We start from the raw sequence: 17,385 nt of genomic DNA, 5'->3' as shown, positions 1-17,385 counted from the left end.
TACTATCATAAATCTTTAGTGTTAGTCAATCAAGTTTATTGATAATGTTTAGTGGTCATTGAGATTTTAAACCCGTTTCAGCGCAATTAAAAGGAATTTTAACTAAAATATTGAGTTTAAATCCACGATGAGTTTTTAATGCAATATAAGAAAAATAAGAAAAGATATTATTATTTAGCGTTAGGGATCCTTTTTTGTAATGGCCTGTCTTTGAAAGCTTTAGAAATCGCCATCAAACCTTTTGGCTATCTGGGGCTATTGTATAATCAAGGGACGCAAAAAAACCCTCATAGCTATGTGGGGGCTTTAGCGCGTCTTGGGGTGGATTTTTCTTATAGCAATGGGTGGTCCTTTGGTATTGGGGCTATTGGGGCTTGGAATATTTATAACAAACAGCGTTTGGCTAACCTTTACATCAGTCTAGGGAATTTTTTTGGTAACCCTAACAACGTTAAACCTTATTTGAGCGCTGGCGATGTTTCTGATGCGTATCTTCAATACACTAACCAGCGTTTTAAAATCGCTTTAGGGCGTTTCAATACCGATTTTGTGGATTTTGATTGGATAGGGGGCAATATTCAAGGGATCTCTGTGGCTTTTAAGCAAAATTCCATGCGTTATTTTGGGATTTTTATGGATAGCATGCTTTATAATGGGCATCAGATCAATAAAGAGCAAGGGAATCGGATCGCTACTTCCCTAAACGCTCTAGCGTCTTATGACCCTGTGTCTAAACGCTTGTATGTGGGGGGGGAAGTGTTTGTTTTAGGCACAGAATACAGGCATGAAAATCTTAAAGTGGTTCCTTTTATTTTAACGGACACCCGCTTGCCTTTGCCCACTCAAAATGTTTTAGTGCAGGTGGGGGGTAAGTTGGAGTATGACGCTTCTTTAGCTAAGGGTCTCACTTCGCGCACTCTAGTGCATGGCATGTACCAATACGGCAACACTGATGCGGCTACAAGCACTAAAAATGCCGGCTTGTTTTTGATCGATCAAACTTTTAAATACCAAATTTTTAATTTTGGAACGGGTTTTTATATCGTTCCGGCAAGGAACAATAAGGGCTATCTATGGACTTTTAACGACAGAACCAAATTCTATGGTCGTGGGATCAACGCGCCCGGTGTGCCAGCGATTTATTTTGCTAATTCTAGCATTTCAGGCTATGTTTTTTTAGGGCTTAAGACTAAAAGGGTGCGTTTAGATGCGATGGTGGCTTTTGGGGATTACCAAGAATATTCTTTGATGAGCAGTTTTAGGGTTTGGACTTATAGGGATTTGTCTTTTGATATGGGTGGGGGGTATGTGTATGCTTATAATTCTAAAGCCACGAGAAAAAGCCTTGGAGATAGTTCTTTTGTCTTTTTTGGGAAGTTTTTGTTTTAAAAAATGCCAACAATCAATAGCAAAGGGCTTGCCAAAAGCAAGCGATAATTTCTTTTTTAAAAAATCAATATTAAAAGAAGTTTTTGTTTTAAAAGTGTTTTAAGAAATTCTTTTAAAATCAGGTCTTTGGGGTTTTTTAGGGAAAAAAGCTTTTTTAAATTCAGGCTCCCATAGTTTGATCACGCCATGGTGGGTCATCTGGTGCATATTGACTAAACGCATGTTTAATAGAGCCTTTTCTTTGGCTTCGCTGTCGCTCAAATCTTCTTTAATTTTGAACGCTTGAATGATCTGCTCCCATAGTTCATGCTCTTTAGCGTCTTCGTTTAAAAAATCTTTATAGTTGAAGCCGCCAATCCCTTTAACCCCCTTAATATTATCCCCCTTATCCCCCACAACGCATTGGTAATAAGCAAAAAAATGGGCTTCTTTTTGACTCACATTAAAAAAGGCGTTCGTTTTGAGGTTGAAATGAGAGCCTCTATTGGAATACAAAATATCCTTATCCATGCTGGCTATCACATAATTGTTGGGGTCTTTCTTTTTGTAAAAAGAGATAATATCATCGGCTTCATATTCAAAACAATGTTCGCCCTGGATTTTAGCCCCTTTTTTTAGAGGGTATTTTTCCACTAAAGCGATTTTGAGAGCTTTTAAAAGGGATCTAAAACCTTCATCAAATTGGTGGCGTTTTTGTTTGTAATGATCGCACAGCTGGTAGCGGAAACTCTCTCTGCCCCTAGTGATAAAAAAAAGCGTTTTAGAGCAACGGGTTTTGCGCATGATAGATAAAATTTGAGTGGTGAGAAAAATAACGCCCACTTCTTGCAAGCTATAAGCGGCGAATCTTTTGGGGAGCGTTTTATTAGAGAGCAAACGCCTAACAATATTAGGGATAACGCAATCAATGTCCAGTAAAAGAGTTCTTGAATGCGTGAATCTTGTTTTGTTAAACGCTTGTCTAATGGTTAATCCTTAAGTTGAATTTCTCTTTTCAAAAGTTAAACTATTATAGTAAATATATAGCAAATAATAAGTTATTTTAATAATAATTAGCTCTATTCTCATTAAATACGCTAAATTTTAAGAGATTATTGCTTGTTTTAGCTCTTTTGATATTATGTAGCAAACGCACCTAGATTTTAATTACTTTTACCGCTAAAATTCCTTTTAAATTTTAAAAAAAAATCAAAAGAAATAAAAAATGCTACAATCTCACATTATTTCAGCCCTTGCAGCCAAGCATTCAGAGCTCCAAGGGCAAATCACGCACCAAAAAGAGCTAATAAAAACGCTTATAAACGATCTTGAAACAATAGGTAAAACAATACTAATATATTCGAGCCAAATTTTAAACTAAATGAAATCAAAAGTAAAAGCGTTAGAGCTGTTTCGTATTTTAGGTGTGGTGAGCTAATCAAAAAAATCTTAGAGTGTCTTAAAAACAAGCCTAGCACCATAGATGAGATAAGTTGATTATCTATTCGCAAATTCTACCGCAGATAACCATTTTATAGCCAAATTTAGACAAAATATCTACTATGCAATAAGCAAACTAAAACAAAGAAACATAATAAAACAAGACTTCTATAACTTATAAGATTATTTAAGCACCAGGCTTTTCGCTTACTCTATAATTGCCTTGCTAGTATCCACAAAATTCATTTGAGATAGGTTTATTAAGGCATTTACCTAAAATATCTTTAAAGATAGCTCCATTATTAAGTCGTCTAGTGTTCTCTCTATAACTTATCTCATTTGCATAGTTTAATAAATATAGCGTGCTTAGTTTATGGCATTGTAGTTCTCTGCCTGATTGTTATTCTCGCCACTACTTCCCATATATTCAATAGCGTGATTTACCACCTTGTGAGTATAGTGATCTGACAAATCACTATACCATACATTTTCATCGGTATGCACTTCACTACCACGCAAGATATACTTACGAACTATGTTGTTTATGTCAAAAGCATTTTCGCTCTTTAATACGAAAGTCCTACTCTTATTGGCACTACTACCTATCTCATCTCTTTGACGAAGTGAGATGACCACTCTCTTATTAGGCTTAAATGTCTTTCGTCTGTCTATTCTATCATTTATATTATTCTTTGGTCTTATGTAGTTGCCTACATATACACCATCTATCTCGCACACTTCATTAAATGGCTCATCGCTTTGATAATTAATTAAGCTCTCACGAAGTTTATGCAATAATACAAATGCACTCTTATACTGAATATCCAAATCATGGCTTAGTTGTAATGCCGAAATACCCTTAACTGCATTTACAAATAACACGATAGCACAAAGCAGAATTTGAAGTGGTAGTTTATGAGAGTGAAAAAGCGTTCCTCTTGTTACGCTAAATCTCTTATGGTACTCATTGCATTTATATTCGTTTCTTGTAGTGATGAGATAAATTTTACCTGCATTACCACAGTGTGGGCAGATAGGATTTCCACCATTGCTATGCCACCTAATATCAGCAAATGTTTTTAACGCCTCACTATCGCTCATCTTTGCTATTTGTAGAAGTGAAAGTTGTTTAGCTCTTGATGATAGCAAGAAATGTTGTGTCATTTTGTTTTCTTTTAGTGTAGTTTAATTATTTTATAATTTTTATATTATATATATTAAATAAATCTAAATTATCTACATATAAATGTAATAAATTTAAAAACTTATGGATTTTTTATATTTAAAAATGTATAATCACAAAATTATAAAAGGAAAGATATGAAATTAGCACAAATAATTCATAAAATTCATAAGCTTATAGAAGCAAAAGAGATAAAAAATATAACTAAAAGAGAAATGGCGAGCAGACTAGGAATTTCAGAGCGAACATATATGGAGTGGCTAAGAGAAACAAACGAGCCTATTGCTATGAAAGCAGTGCTTGATATATTATCATAACCAAAAGATGATGATATAATTCAGGTGGTTGATACTTGGAGGCAAGAAGTGGTTGGTAAAAAATGAACAACGAAACACTTTGGAACAATATACGAACAAATAGTTACCAAGCAGAAAAAGAGATAGAAAGCTTAACAAAAAAAAGGACAGGTAGTTATTACACAGATTTATATTTAACAGATGTGATGATGTTTGAACTGGTTTCTAAGTTAGATGTGAAGCCTAAAAAGATTTATGAATTTACTTTTTTAGAGCCTTGTGTAGGTTCAGGTAATTTTGTTTTTTCGTATCTAAAAGCAGTTCGGAATATGATAAAAACACAAGAAGAAGCAAAAAAACTAATCAATAATATATATGTAGCCGATATAAACAAACAGGCATTGGGGTTTTATAAAAAATCATTACAGCTTATCGTTTATGATTATTGGAAGATTACGCTAGATGATACTTATTTTGATTCCCATATAGCTTCGGGATTGGTTTTTGATATGTCAAAAAATAAAATTGAATACATAAATATTGATGATGTTTTTGAAAATAAAAGATTTGACATCATAGCAACAAATCCACCATATAAAAATCTTAAAGCTGAAATAAAACAATATAAGAGAGAAGCTGATTATAATAGCGATAAAGAAAAATATAGAGACATTGCAAAAATTGTTAAAAAGAATTTTAAATATTCAAATACTGGTGTTTTAAATTTATATAAAATTTTTATAGAAGAAATCTTAGAAAAATACAGCAATAGCAATTCGTTTATATCACTACTTGTTCCATCTTCGTTGCTTGCTGATAAAAGTTGTGAAAAATTAAGAATAAACATATTGACAAATAATTTTCTTCACTCTATAAAAATAATTCAAGAAAATAATAAATTTGTTAATGCAAAACAAGCATTATGTTCCTTGCTGATTTCTAAAACAAAAAAGACAAAAACCATTGATATAGTTACAGATTTTTGCAATAAGCCAAATGAAACAATATCAGTTAAAATAAAAAATATTATCAATAAAAATAATGGAAATGCTATTATTGCGATTTCAGAAAATGACTTTTTAACGCTAGACAAATTGCGAAAATTTCCAAGCGTTAAAGATTTGGATTTTATTATCAATTCTAGAGGTGAGCTAGATTTAACTGCCGATAGAAAATATTTTAATGAAATAAAGAATGGCATTCCGTTGGTTAGGGGAAGAGATATTGGGTTGTTTAGCTTAAAAGAAAATAGTATAATAAACTATGTGTCGCAAGATTTTATAAAAAAAACACAAAAAAAAGAATATATAAAATGTGTAAGAATAGCGTGTCAACAAATTGCAAATATACATAAAGATAGAAGAGTTATTTTTGCTCATATTCCAACAGATTATATATTAGCAAATTCTTGTAATTTCATATATATTACACCAAACAAATATAATATAGATACTTATTCAATTCTTGGGTTGTTTAATTCAAAAACTATAAATTGGTTATTCAAACTTACAAGCACAAATAATCATATAAATAACTATGAAATAGATAATTTCCCAATTCCTATCAATTCAAAATTTTTAGAACAAATATCTAAAAAAACAAAAAAATATCTTGAAACAAAAAATGATAAACTACTTGATGAAATAGAAAAACTATCTATTTTAGCATACGAGCTGTAAAATATAAGGAAACAAAACAATGAAAAAATATACAATAGAGTTTTATAATGATATAAAAAATATAATTCCAACATTCACGATTGAATACGCTGAAAGCATACTGAAAAAAGGCGTGGAAACTTATAATTGTTTGGATAACTTGAACGATTTTGAATCAAAGGTTGCTATGATGATAATAAAAAAATATATCGCATTATATAATGGATATATATTAAATCACACAACATCTAAATTAAGCGATTTAGATATAGAAATGATAGAAACGGTTCCACAAGGTGGAAACTGGAAACATATTAGACAAGAAACCAGACAGAAATCAAAAAGACTTCAAAAAATAGCACAAACTGGTGGGAGAACTACATTGTATGGTAGAATTGACTACAACAAACCAAGTTATACAATAACAACTTGCTTTAATAGACCAGGAAACGGAACTTATGTTCATCCTATTCATAATAGAGTAATTTCAGTTAGGGAAGCAGCAAGATTTCAAACTTTCCAAGATGATTATTATTTTTATGGAAATAAAAAAGAAATTCTTAATCAAGTAGGAAATGCAGTTCCTGTTTTTTTAGCTTATCAGATTGGAAAAAAAATAAAAGATAAAATAGGTTGCTATAAATCGGTAGATTTATTTTGTGGAGCAGGCGGAATGACGACAGGATTTAAAAAGGCTGGAATTATATCGCTACTAGGCAACGATATAGATAAAAGTGCTTGCATTACGCTAAAAGTTAATAATCCTGAAATCAATGTTTTGTGTGGAGATATTACTCAACAAGCAATAAAAAATAAAATAAGTAGTATTGCATTAGAACAAGGTGCGGATATTATTTGTGGTGGGCCGCCTTGTCAAGGGTTTTCTATGGCAGGTTTTAGAGCTGATAATGACCCAAGAAATCAGCTTTTTCGTGATTTTATCGATGTTATAAAAAAGGTTAAGCCTAAAATAATAGTTTTTGAAAATGTAGAGGGGCTTTTGAGCTACCAAAAAGGGAAAATATATAAAGAAATTCATCAATTATTTTCAGAATTAGGATACAATACAAATGGTAGAGTTATGTCTGCAAACGAGTTTGGTGTTTCACAAAAAAGAAGAAGAGTTATAATTATATGTGCAAGAGATGATTTAAATATTATGCCGAGCGAACTTTTTCCGCAACCAATTACAATTGAAGCAAAAAAACAAATTACGGCAAAAGACACAATAAAAGATTTAGAAATAATTGAATGCAGTGAAAGTGCAAAATATAAATCAAATAATGTCAACACTGCAACTATTGATTTTTTAAGAAATCACTTATCGTATGAAGATTATATAGCAAAAATACAAGATTGATTTAAAGTTCTTGATATTTACTAATCAATCTTATTTGTATCATCGCCATAAGTTCATTAAATAATGTAATTACCTGTGCATTTGGAGCATTTGCTTCAATATATTGACGAATTTGAGCCAATTTAACACATTCACCGCTATTTAAATCGCTATTGTTTTTACGATTATCTTTTTTGTTATATTCGAATACGGATTCTAATGCTATTCTTTTATACCTATCAAACTCATCTTGATTTCTCACAGTAAAATGTCTAGGTTTTTGAGAAACAATTTCCCCCATATTGTTAAAGTTATAAGTCCAGTTAAAATAATTGCGTTTTGGTTCTAAAAATGCTTGAATTAGAAAATTCTTACCATTTTTTGGGCATAAAGTCAAAATAGAATATAATATAAACATAAAATTCATCACATTTTGTTTCAGCATATCCCTATACAGCAATAATGTTTTATCTGACTTGTTTTTGTAGTTATTCTGTATATAGTCCCATAATCTTATTGAATACCACGATATTGGATACACGCCTGTTCTATTTTGAATTTTTATTATATTTTCTATATCTATTATTGTTAATCTGTCTCTTTTTGATGAATTTTCTCCACTTAACATTGGTTGCAAATATAAAGGGTCGTGTATAAAACCGAGAGAAATTGGTCCTATATGGTCGGCTGATATTCCATTAAAAAAATTACTTCCCATAAATTGGTTTGCTGCGTGAATATTGCCATCACTCCAATATTCATAAGCTCTCCTATCTTTTGTATAGGTTCTTAAATTTTCTTGCGACCTACCTAAATCTTGTATTTCTCTACAACATCTATTGTAAGAATGAAAACCATCAAATCTATCTGGAAAATTTGACATAGCACCTGGACCAAGACACTTTTTATTGCCTTTTCTACAAGCATATTCAAGACTATTAATTATTTCATCTTTTGTTGCTGTTTGATGATTTAAATTTAAATCGCCTTTTTCAATAAAAAAACTAGCCAAATCTATTTTGTTAACCATTCATCATAAGGTCATCCCATATAAAAGAAATATGGTCACATATTGTGTAGTAGCTATTAAATGTGTCGTTCAATGATTTTAGAAAATTTTTGCTAGGATAATGATAAAATAAAGACATACTCTTTCCACAAATTTGACAAATTTTATATTTTGTAGGATGAATTTTCAACATCACATCAGCATATATTCCTGGATATGATTGACTTATATCACCAATAAGTTTTAGCTCATATGCTTTATTAATACACCATTTTATCCTGTCTTTTCCTATTTCAGTATCAGCTGGTGCAAGCCATATATATTCTCCATTGTTTTTATTTTTTATTGGAAGACCGCTGTAATTTGGATGGTTTATAATAGAATACATGTAGTTAATAAAATCTGGATGTAATAATTTTGTATTTCGTGGCACATCAGTCCTTTAAGGATTTATTTAATTAGATAGGCAAGAAAATTTGATTTATTTTAGGTTTTGAAATAGTGTTTCAAGAGAAACGCCAAGACCATCGGCAATTTTTTTAATATTTTTCAAAGAAATATTTCTTTTACCGTTTTCTACAGAAGCATAATATGTTCTATCCATATCGATTGACAGTGCAAATTTTTCTTGACTTAAACCAGTTTTTTCTCTTAACTGTCTTATTGCTGTGCCAAAATTTTGTAAAATCATCATTAGCTCGCATTTCTCTAAATTTCGGCAATTGTAATGCTTTTGGTGTTTTTAATGCAACGGATTATAAGTAACAGTCGTTATTTTTTATAGATATAATAGAATTTTATTTTTTAAAAGTAATTAAAATCTAGGTGCGTTTGCTACATAATATCGGTAAAAACGCTTTTGGCATTCTTGCATTTTATGATCAATGTCCCACAAAAAACAGGGCTTAAGGATTTTCTTTTATTTGCGAGGTAAGTTATACTTCCGGCGTTTTTCCCAAAGGCTTTTGCGGCTAATGCCAAGCTTGTTGGCTAATTCCGTGTCCGTGCAGGTAGAAGAAAAATGCCTGATCGCTTCCTTTTCGTATTCTTGAATGGAAAGAAAGGTCGTGTTATTGCTGAACAAAGATAGGGGTTTATTGCCGCATTCAATGCTCACAATTTTAGGAAATTCTAGGGGTTCTTTATGAGTATAAGACAAAACAATAGGGCATGAACGGGCCAATTCTAGCAATTTCAATTGCTCGTCTTTTTTAAGCTCTTCTAAATGCATGATGTAAAAAGGGCGTTCTAGTTTGTCTTTATTCTTGTATAGCTCTTTCCAAGTGGTATCCTTTAAAGAGAAAAAAGAAAAATCCATTTGCCTTTCTTTAGCGTATTGCAATAAATAAGCGTTCGCAAGCTCTTGAGAGGGCGTGTGGATGATAAAGGGCGGCCTGTAAGAAAAATCTTTAGGCAAGGGCAATTCCGCATGGATAAAATCCAAGTAATTTTCATAAAATCCCAAGCGAGCGGTCATTTCTTGATAAGCTCTGTGGTATTGGATCTTACGCAACAATTCATCCATTTTAAAAGGTTTTAGAATATAATCTCTCGCTCCCGCTTGAATGGGTTTATTCACGCCATCTTCATTGACATGCGAAGCCATCATGATAATGATTTGCTTGGAATTATAACGCACAAAATGTTCGCAACGCCCTTGAGTGCAAACTTTAGAAGAAACTAAAATCACATCATAAGGCTCTTTATTTTCTTCTGAAATGCTAGAGATGATCTCGCAAAAATGCCCCAAATCATGCAAATTATGAGAGATACTCCTAGCTAGCGCTAAATCATCTTCAATGATTAAGATTTTCATCAATTCTTCCTTTTATCGCATTTAAAGTTTTTGTTTATAACGCATGCTCACATGCACTTGGACTAACAGCCCTTCTTGTTTGCCAATGAACCCCATTTTTTCCATTGTGGTGGCTTTCAAGCTGATTTGAGATTTTTCTAAACCTAAAAGTTGGCTCAAATTCTCTAAAATCGCCGGTTTGTAAGGAGTGATTTTAGGGATTTCGCTAAAGATGGTCGCTCCCATTTCAAGCAATTCAAACCCAATGCTTTGAGAAAAATCCAACACGATTTTTAAAAGCTCTTTAGAAGAGGCGTTTTTGTATTGCGGGTCATTATCAGGGAACCATTCGCCAATATCCCCCCCTTTAATCGCTCCTAAAATCGCATCAATAACCGCATGCAACAAAGCATCGCCATCGCTATGGGCCTTTAACCCAAACTCGCAATCTAAAACAACCCCCCCTAAAACCATAGGCTTATCTTTAATGAATGCATGCGTATCAAAACCCATGCCTATAAAAGTGTCCTTTGCTGGGTTGAAAAAGAGCGCGAAATGTTTCAAATCGTCGCTTGTGGTGAGTTTGTGCAAATTTTTACTGCCTTCAATATAACTCACATGATCAGGGAAAGCTTGCAAAATCGCACTGCTTTCATCTTTAAAATCCCCTTGATTTAGGGCTGATTGGAGCGTTTTGGTGTGGCTTAATTGCGGGGTTTGAATGAGTTTGATCGCTTCTCTGTCTAAAGCTTCGTTATAATAGATCGCTGTGTCATAGCAAGGCAAGTAAGGAGCGATGCAATAATGACTCGTTTGTTGGAGGGTCAAAAACAAACTTTTAAGCGCTTCCATATTCGCTAAACCCCTAGCCACATCGCTGGTGAGCGTGTAAGCGCTATCAATTATTTTTAAAGCGTTGCACACGGATTCTTGCCTTGATGCCCCGCCTTTTACAAGCTTGATTTCAGGGTAATGGCGTTTGATATAAATATAATCCAATTCGCTTACGACTAAAAGGATTTCTTTAAAGTCTAGGGCTTCTTTAAAGCTTTCATAAACGCTGAGCCATAAGGGGGTATGATTAGAGCGCAACCATTGTTTTTTGATTGTTTGAGAAAAACGCCTAGATTCCCCAGCGGCCAATAAAACAACGCTCGTTTGTTTAACAAGCGTTTCTAGCGTTTCTTTAGTTTCAAAAGAGTCTTCTTCCAAACTTTCTAAAGAGAGTTTAAAAGCTTCCCCATTCACTCTAATCAAAGACATGCGACTAACAACCCACCTCTATCATTTCACCAAAATGATCCTATAACCTTGATTCAAATCTAAAACTAAGAATCGTTTGGGTTTGCCTTTATACTTTTCTAAAGCATGGTTAAAATCCGCAACGCTTTTAACTTCAACCTCTTCAATTTTTGTGATAATGTTGCCTTGCCTAAAGCCGGCTTGTTCTGCTGGAGAATTTTCATTCACTTGAGAGACCAAAACCCCTTGAACATCATCGCTCAAACGCATAGACCTTTTGGTTTTTTGAGTTAAATCTTCTACTTGAAGCCCGTTCAATTGGCCTTGTGCACCGTTTTGAGCAGAAATTGTTTCTTTTTTGTTGGGGTTTTTCCTTTCAGCAAGAGTGAGAGTGAAGGTGCGTTCTTTTTTATCTCTAATGACTTTTAAGGTTACTCTTTGATTGGGTAGCATAGAGCCGATTAGATTCCTCAATTCGTTCGTGTTTTTAACCTTTTTCCCATTGACTTCGGTGATCAAATCCCACACCAAAATCCCTGCTTTTTTAGCCGGAGAGTCTTTTTCTACGCTAATGACTACCGCCCCTTCTTTATTGTCATAAGAATTTTGCAAATCGCCACTCAAATCTTGCAAGCCCACGCCCAAGTAACCTCTCTCAATCTTACCGGTTTTAATGAGTTGGGTTACAATATCTTTAACCATGTTAGAAGGGATGGCAAAGCCAATGCCGTGGTTACCCCCAGTTTTAGAGATAATAGCGGTATTAATCCCTACTAACCCTCCACGGCTATCAATCAAAGCACCGCCGGAATTTCCAGGATTAATAGAAGCGTCTGTTTGAATGAAATTCTCATAGCTGTTGATCCCAATCCCGCTTTTATTGAGTGCTGAAACAATGCCTTGCGTAACGCTTTCGCCCACGCCAAAAGGGTTACCAATCGCAAAAACCAAATCGCCCACTGAAATATCGTTAGAATCAGAGAATTTGATCGTGGGCAGATTGTCTTTAGTGATGCGAATCACCGCTAAATCGCTTTCAGAATCCGTGCCTACTAAAGTGGCGGAATATTCTTTATTGCTCCCTGGAATGGTAACTTTAATCTTATCTGCACCATCAATCACATGGTTATTAGTTACAATATAGCCATCTTTAGAAATGATTACGCCGCTGCCTAAAGCCCTTTCCATTCTTTCTTTAGGGATCATGCCGCCCAAATCCCCAAAAAATTGTTGGAAAAAGGGGTCATTAAACACACCGCCACCTATAAAGCTATTTTTAATCTTCTTTTCAGTAGAGATATTCACCACCGCTTTAATAGAATCCTTAATAGAATCGTGGTAAGAATAGATCGTATCCTCTTTAGAGGGGACGCTTATTCGCTCTTTCACTTTGGGCATGTTTTGGATTTGGATATTGCCCGCATTCAAGCTTAACGCTAAAGCCAAAGAGATAAAAAGGGTTTTTTTCATCATGGTTACTTCCTTGATTGATGTCAATTTCAAAATTAAAAAAAGATTATATCAAATCTTTCTTGTTATTTTCATTAGCTTTTTGTGTAAAATAGTATCCAATGTAACACACAACAGCAAAAACAATCGTCAAAATCATCCCGATGCGTTGATCCTTATCCATAGCCGAACCGATCACGCCGATAATACACCCAGTGATCCCTATGAGTTGCAAAAAGGGCAGGAAAGGGGCTTTATAGGGCAAATCCTCTAAAGAATGCCCGGCTTTTAAGTATTGCTTACGGAAAGAATATTGCGAAATGGACACGCTAACCCACACGATAATCACCGTGAAACTGATCACATTAATCAAGGCTTCCACGACATTTTCTTTGGCATAAATTTGGACTAAAAGCCCTATGAGAGAAAAAGAAAGGGAAAAAAGCATCGCATAAGTGGGCGTGCCTTGTCGGTTGAGCTGGGAAAAAACCTTAAAAAACATCTTTTGTTTGGACAGCCCATAAATCATGCGGCTCGCTCCATAAAGCCCTGAATTAGCGGTAGAAAACATCGCCGTAATGATAACAGCGTTCATTATATCAGCCACATAAGGGATACCCATGCCAATAAAAGGCAAATTAACGCGTTCTAAAACGCTCACAAAAGGGCTTTGCGCGATAGAAGAATCATTCATGGGTAAAAAAACAGAAATGACAAACACAGAGCCTAAAAAGAAAAAGACAATCCGCCACAAGGTCGCTTTAATCGCTTTGGGCATCACTTCGCTAGCGTTTTTAGTCTCTCCCACAGCCACCCCAATCACCTCTGTGCCAGTGAAAGCAAAAATGACAGCGAGCATTGCGCTAAAAACCGCCGCGCTCCCGTTAGGGAAAAACCCCCTATCGCCAAAATGGAAATTATCAAAAATAGAACTAAACCCATGCAAATAGATTTGATAAATGATCCCAATTACGCCAATGCCTATAAAAGCGATCACCGCTAAAACTTTAATCAGGCTAAAGAAAAACTCGCCCTCGGCAAAAATTTTAACCGAAAAAAAGTTCAATAAAAAAACTAACGCAATGCATGAAATGACCCAATAATGGATGGGAATATTTACAAACCAGCGTTGCATGAGCATGCCTATAGCGATGTATTCTAACGCCACCGTGATTACCCAGCCAAGCCAATACATCCAAAAAACCATATAGCCCGTGCCAGGGCCTATGAATTTAGCCGCATAATCCCCAAAACTTCCCGTAGTGGGATAAACGCTAGCCAATTCGCCTAAAGAGAGCATGATGCAATAAACCACAAGCCCTCCAAAACAATAAGCGATCAAGGTCCCTAAAGGGCCAGCGCTCGCAATATTACCTCCAGTGCCTACAAAAAGCCCTGTGCCAATCGCTCCCCCAAATGCAATCATTAAGAGATGGCGCATTTTCATGTCTCTTTTAAGCTCGCCTTGTTTTTGCGCGATATTTTGATGCGTTATCTCTTGATTGTCCATGCGACACCTCCTTAGATTGAAAATAAAAATAGCTTGAATTATAACAAAAATAAAATAAAATGATTTTTTTTAAATAAAAATAAGGATTTGTTTTAATCAAATTGGATAAGCCTTATTAAATTTTAATATTTTTAATTTTTTAAAAATGGGATTTTGGTTACTTTATTAAACTCGTTTTCTTAAAAAGCTATCGCTTGACTGGCATCAATTCTTTTGTGTTTTATTATCAGTATTATAAAATCAATTTAAAACTTAAGATTTATAATATTTAATCGTGTAATCTATCCCCGAATAAAGGGTTAAAAAAACCGCTATGGCCACAAGCACATAAGAGTAAGTTAAGTTAGCCAATAAAGCGCCAATCGCCACGACTTGAGAAACGGTTTTATACTTGCCTAGTGCATTGACAGGAATATCCTTTTTTTCATTAGCGGCTAAAACCCTAAGCCCTGAAATAAAAAATTCACGCCCTAAAATCACAAACGGGATCCACGCATTCACACGATCCAAATAAACTAGCCCTAAAAACGCGCTCAAAATAAGGATTTTATCCGCTAAAGGGTCAAAGATTTCCCCAAAGCGCGATTTGGCTTTATAGCTTCTAGCGATATAGCCGTCCAATAAATCCGTGAGCGCGGCAAACAAAAAAACCAATGAAGAGATCATGTTAATGTGAAAGGGGGTTAAAAAACTAAAATAAGTGCGCGTGTTTAACAATAAAAATAATAAAAATAAGGATAAGACAATGCGTAAAATCGTTAAAAAATTAGGCAGGAGTTTTAAAACTTTCATGCTTTCAAAAAGACTTGTGAAAAATTCAAAAACGCACGCCCTAAAAAACTGAGCGCCACACACATTAAAATCACAGCCACCCCTAAAAAGATAACGCCTAAGGCTTGCGCTAAAACCCCTAAAAGAGCCAGCATGAAACTAAAAAGCAATAACCTAAACCCGCTTAAAAAAAACCTTTCTTGCGTGTAAAGGCTCAATTCTCTATAGAGTTTGTGCAAATAGAAAATAGAAACGCCATTACCGATTAGCGAAAGAGCGTTACTAGCGTTAGGGATAAGATAGCTTAAAAGAGCGCATAAAATCACCGCTAAAAAACTGAAAGCAAAATTTTCAAAAAAACTCAGATGGCGTGTGATTTTAGAAAGCCTATAAAAACCAACCGCCCCCACAATAAACCCAAGTGCGCATAAAAAAAGAGATAGTAAGACGATATAAGCCGATTGACTACTAAAGAGATTAGAAACTTGGAGCGGTTTCGCACCGCTTAAAGCGATAGAAAAAACCAAAAGGATAGCCCCACACAAAGGGGCGAAAAAATAGCCCAACAAGCATTTTTTAATGAATTGCAACTCTTTATTTTGGTGGATATGGATAATGTTTTTCAAAAAAAATCTTTATTTAAAAGTAGTCCCACCATCCACAACGATCGTTTGCCCTGTAAGCCAACCGCTTTGGGTTTCATCGCATAAAAAATAAGCCGCTCCGGCTAGATCGTTAGGATTGCCCATGCGTTTTAGGGGCGATTGCTCTTCTACTTTTTCTTTAATCTCCACATAATCAGGGAAGGCTTTCAAAGCGTCTGTATCAATAGGCCCGCCACTCACTGCATTCACTCTAATGTTAAACTCGCCTAAATCAACAGCAGCGTATTTGACTATGGTTTCTACGGCGTTTTTAGAATTGCCATGCCCGGCGTAATTAGGCATATAGACCAAATTCCCGGTAGAGCTTAAGCTCACGATCGCCCCGCCGCCTATTTTTTGCATGCGTTTTGCCGCTTCTTGAGCCCCCACCACAAACGCTAACACAGTGGCTGTGTAAATATTGTTTAACCCTTTAGGTTTTAATCGCATGAACGGTGCAAATCCGCCCACGACAGAACGCCCATAAATAATAGCGTTAGAAATAAAAAAATCCACTCTGTCAAAATCCGCGTCAATTTGTTTGAAAAGCTCCGTGTATTGCTCAGGCTCTAAAACATTAAGGGGGTAGGCTTTGGCTTTAATGGAATATTTTTGCTCCACATCTTCTATGATTTTGTTGGCTTCTTCAACATTTCTATTGTAAGTGAAAGCGATATTCACGCCGCTTTGAGCGAAGCGATACAATATCGCCTTACCAATCCCTCTCGTCGCGCCGCTGATCACTAGGGTTTTATTTTTCATGTGGTTGGAATGATTCATGCAATTACCTCATATTGTTGTAAAGTTTTTTCTAAAAGTTGAATCGTTTCTTTGCTTGGGGCCACTAAAGGCAGTCTGTAGCTTGGGTTTTCAATCAAGCCGGCTAAATGCATAGCCATTTTAATGGGGATGGGATTTGTTTCTACAAAAAGGGCTTGATGCAAACTAAAAAGCTTATTTTGGATTTCTAGGGCTTGTTGGTATTCAAGTTCGAGTGCGCAATTGACCATCTGTGAAATCAAATTGGGCATTAAATTACCGGTCACTGAAATCACGCCACACCCCCCTGAAAACATGATAGAGTGGTTGAGCGAATCTTCCCCGCTAAAAATTTTAAAATCTTTTTCATAGTAATGCAATTCTGTTACTCTTTTCAAAGAGCCAGAGGCTTCCTTAATGGCTTTAATGTTAGGGACTTCTCTAAAGAGTTTAAGGGCGGTTGGGATTTCAATAGACACGCCCGTTCGGCTTGGCACATCATAAAGCATGACAGGGATTTCCACCGATTGAGCGATAGTTTTATAATGTTCAAACAAGCCTTGCTGGGTGGGGCGGTTATAATAAGGGCTTACGCATAAAATCGCATCCGCACCGATTTTTTGAGCGAACTTTGCTAAAGAAAGGGACTCGCTCGTGGCGTTACTGCCCACGCCGGCCAACACTTTCATGCGTGAATTGGAGAGCGTTTTAGTGCTTTTGCAAGTTTCTATGGCGATTTCAATGCAACGCATATGCTCTTTGTGGGTGAGCGTGGCGGATTCTCCTGTCGTGCCAACAGGCACGCATGCGTCCATGCCCTGAAAAATTTGGCGCTTGATCAAGGTTTCATAAGCGGCCTCATCAACGCTCAAATCTTTTTTAAAAGGCGTAATTAACGCGCTAGATGAATGAAATTGCATGC

At 35.3% G+C, this 17,385-nt stretch carries 17 protein-coding genes; 4 read left to right on the top strand and 13 right to left on the bottom strand.

Features of this window, described 5'->3' with window-relative positions; genetic code table 11:
• The first annotated feature begins 138 nt into the window (after positions 1 to 138).
• Entirely contained in the window at positions 139 to 1,389 is a 1,251-nt protein-coding gene (locus EXS92_RS00320) for an outer membrane family protein (RefSeq protein WP_165515098.1), read from the top strand.
• A gap of 99 nt (positions 1,390 to 1,488) precedes the next feature.
• On the opposite strand, the gene EXS92_RS00315 is transcribed toward EXS92_RS00320, so the two are convergent.
• A complete protein-coding gene (locus EXS92_RS00315; RefSeq protein ID WP_078262076.1) occupies positions 1,489 to 2,355 on the bottom strand; it encodes a 5'-3' exonuclease in 867 nt (288 codons plus the stop codon).
• An 819-nt stretch (positions 2,356 to 3,174) separates the two neighbouring features.
• Positions 3,175 to 3,972, bottom strand: a complete 798-nt coding sequence (locus tag EXS92_RS00310; RefSeq protein WP_001874647.1) for an IS1595 family transposase — start codon at positions 3,970 to 3,972, stop codon at positions 3,175 to 3,177.
• A 156-nt stretch (positions 3,973 to 4,128) separates the two neighbouring features.
• On the opposite strand from EXS92_RS00310, the gene EXS92_RS00305 reads away from it, so the two are divergent.
• The 3 genes from EXS92_RS00305 to EXS92_RS00295 all read left to right on the top strand — a co-directional run bounded on the left by EXS92_RS00305 (position 4,129) and on the right by EXS92_RS00295 (position 7,305).
• Positions 4,129 to 4,308 carry a hypothetical protein gene (locus tag EXS92_RS00305; protein WP_000761854.1) on the top strand — a complete coding sequence of 60 codons (180 nt, stop codon included), beginning with the start codon at positions 4,129 to 4,131 and terminating at the stop codon, positions 4,306 to 4,308.
• Between the two features lie 62 nt (positions 4,309 to 4,370).
• Positions 4,371 to 5,966, top strand: a complete 1,596-nt coding sequence (locus EXS92_RS00300; protein ID WP_001914487.1) for an Alw26I/Eco31I/Esp3I family type II restriction adenine-specific DNA-methyltransferase — start codon at positions 4,371 to 4,373, stop codon at positions 5,964 to 5,966.
• A 19-nt stretch (positions 5,967 to 5,985) separates the two neighbouring features.
• Positions 5,986 to 7,305: a DNA (cytosine-5-)-methyltransferase gene (locus EXS92_RS00295; RefSeq protein ID WP_021171622.1), complete on the top strand. Its 1,320-nt coding sequence runs from the start codon at positions 5,986 to 5,988 to the stop codon at positions 7,303 to 7,305.
• Position 7,306: 1 nt separating this feature from the next.
• On the opposite strand, the gene EXS92_RS00290 is transcribed toward EXS92_RS00295, so the two are convergent.
• The 11 genes from EXS92_RS00290 to dapA all read right to left on the bottom strand — a co-directional run bounded on the left by EXS92_RS00290 (position 7,307) and on the right by dapA (position 17,383).
• Positions 7,307 to 8,314, bottom strand: coding sequence for an Alw26I/Eco31I/Esp3I family type II restriction endonuclease (locus EXS92_RS00290; protein ID WP_242673969.1), 1,008 nt, complete (start codon positions 8,312 to 8,314; stop codon positions 7,307 to 7,309).
• Entirely contained in the window at positions 8,307 to 8,726 is a 420-nt protein-coding gene (locus tag EXS92_RS07925; protein WP_341848038.1) for a hypothetical protein, read from the bottom strand. Before EXS92_RS07925 ends, EXS92_RS00290 begins: the two co-directional genes overlap by 8 nt.
• Positions 8,727 to 8,774: 48 nt before the next feature.
• Positions 8,775 to 8,987, bottom strand: a complete 213-nt coding sequence (locus EXS92_RS00285) for a helix-turn-helix domain-containing protein (RefSeq protein WP_000973020.1) — start codon at positions 8,985 to 8,987, stop codon at positions 8,775 to 8,777.
• Between the two features lie 225 nt (positions 8,988 to 9,212).
• Entirely contained in the window at positions 9,213 to 10,109 is an 897-nt protein-coding gene (locus tag EXS92_RS00280) for an OriC activity response regulator (RefSeq protein ID WP_033612902.1), read from the bottom strand.
• 21 nt (positions 10,110 to 10,130) lie between these two features.
• Positions 10,131 to 11,351: a bifunctional 2-C-methyl-D-erythritol 4-phosphate cytidylyltransferase/2-C-methyl-D-erythritol 2,4-cyclodiphosphate synthase gene (locus EXS92_RS00275; RefSeq protein WP_165515096.1), complete on the bottom strand. Its 1,221-nt coding sequence runs from the start codon at positions 11,349 to 11,351 to the stop codon at positions 10,131 to 10,133.
• Positions 11,352 to 11,372: 21 nt separating this feature from the next.
• A complete protein-coding gene (locus tag EXS92_RS00270; protein WP_165515094.1) occupies positions 11,373 to 12,803 on the bottom strand; it encodes a DegQ family serine endoprotease in 1,431 nt (476 codons plus the stop codon).
• 43 nt (positions 12,804 to 12,846) lie between these two features.
• Positions 12,847 to 14,289 (bottom strand): amino acid permease, encoded by a 1,443-nt coding sequence (locus EXS92_RS00265; protein ID WP_165515092.1) that lies wholly within the window; start codon positions 14,287 to 14,289, stop codon positions 12,847 to 12,849.
• A 252-nt stretch (positions 14,290 to 14,541) separates the two neighbouring features.
• A complete protein-coding gene (gene pgsA, locus EXS92_RS00260; protein WP_000866197.1) occupies positions 14,542 to 15,081 on the bottom strand; it encodes a CDP-diacylglycerol--glycerol-3-phosphate 3-phosphatidyltransferase in 540 nt (179 codons plus the stop codon).
• Positions 15,078 to 15,686 (bottom strand): hypothetical protein, encoded by a 609-nt coding sequence (locus EXS92_RS00255; protein WP_165515090.1) that lies wholly within the window; start codon positions 15,684 to 15,686, stop codon positions 15,078 to 15,080. The genes pgsA and EXS92_RS00255 overlap by 4 nt, the downstream gene beginning before the upstream one ends.
• Before the next feature lie 9 nt (positions 15,687 to 15,695).
• On the bottom strand, positions 15,696 to 16,484 hold the full coding sequence (locus tag EXS92_RS00250) for an enoyl-ACP reductase (protein WP_139524182.1): 789 nt from the start codon (positions 16,482 to 16,484) through the stop codon (positions 15,696 to 15,698).
• Positions 16,481 to 17,383: a 4-hydroxy-tetrahydrodipicolinate synthase gene (dapA, locus tag EXS92_RS00245; protein ID WP_165515088.1), complete on the bottom strand. Its 903-nt coding sequence runs from the start codon at positions 17,381 to 17,383 to the stop codon at positions 16,481 to 16,483. Before dapA ends, EXS92_RS00250 begins: the two co-directional genes overlap by 4 nt.
• Positions 17,384 to 17,385 lie beyond the last annotated feature (2 nt).

Origin of the sequence: Helicobacter pylori, assembly GCF_011175115.1 — a bacterium.
GTDB classification, from domain to species: Bacteria; Campylobacterota; Campylobacteria; order Campylobacterales; family Helicobacteraceae; genus Helicobacter; species Helicobacter pylori_DF.
Note: the sequence above shows the minus strand (reverse complement) of the source record. Positions and strands in the feature narration are given on the sequence as shown.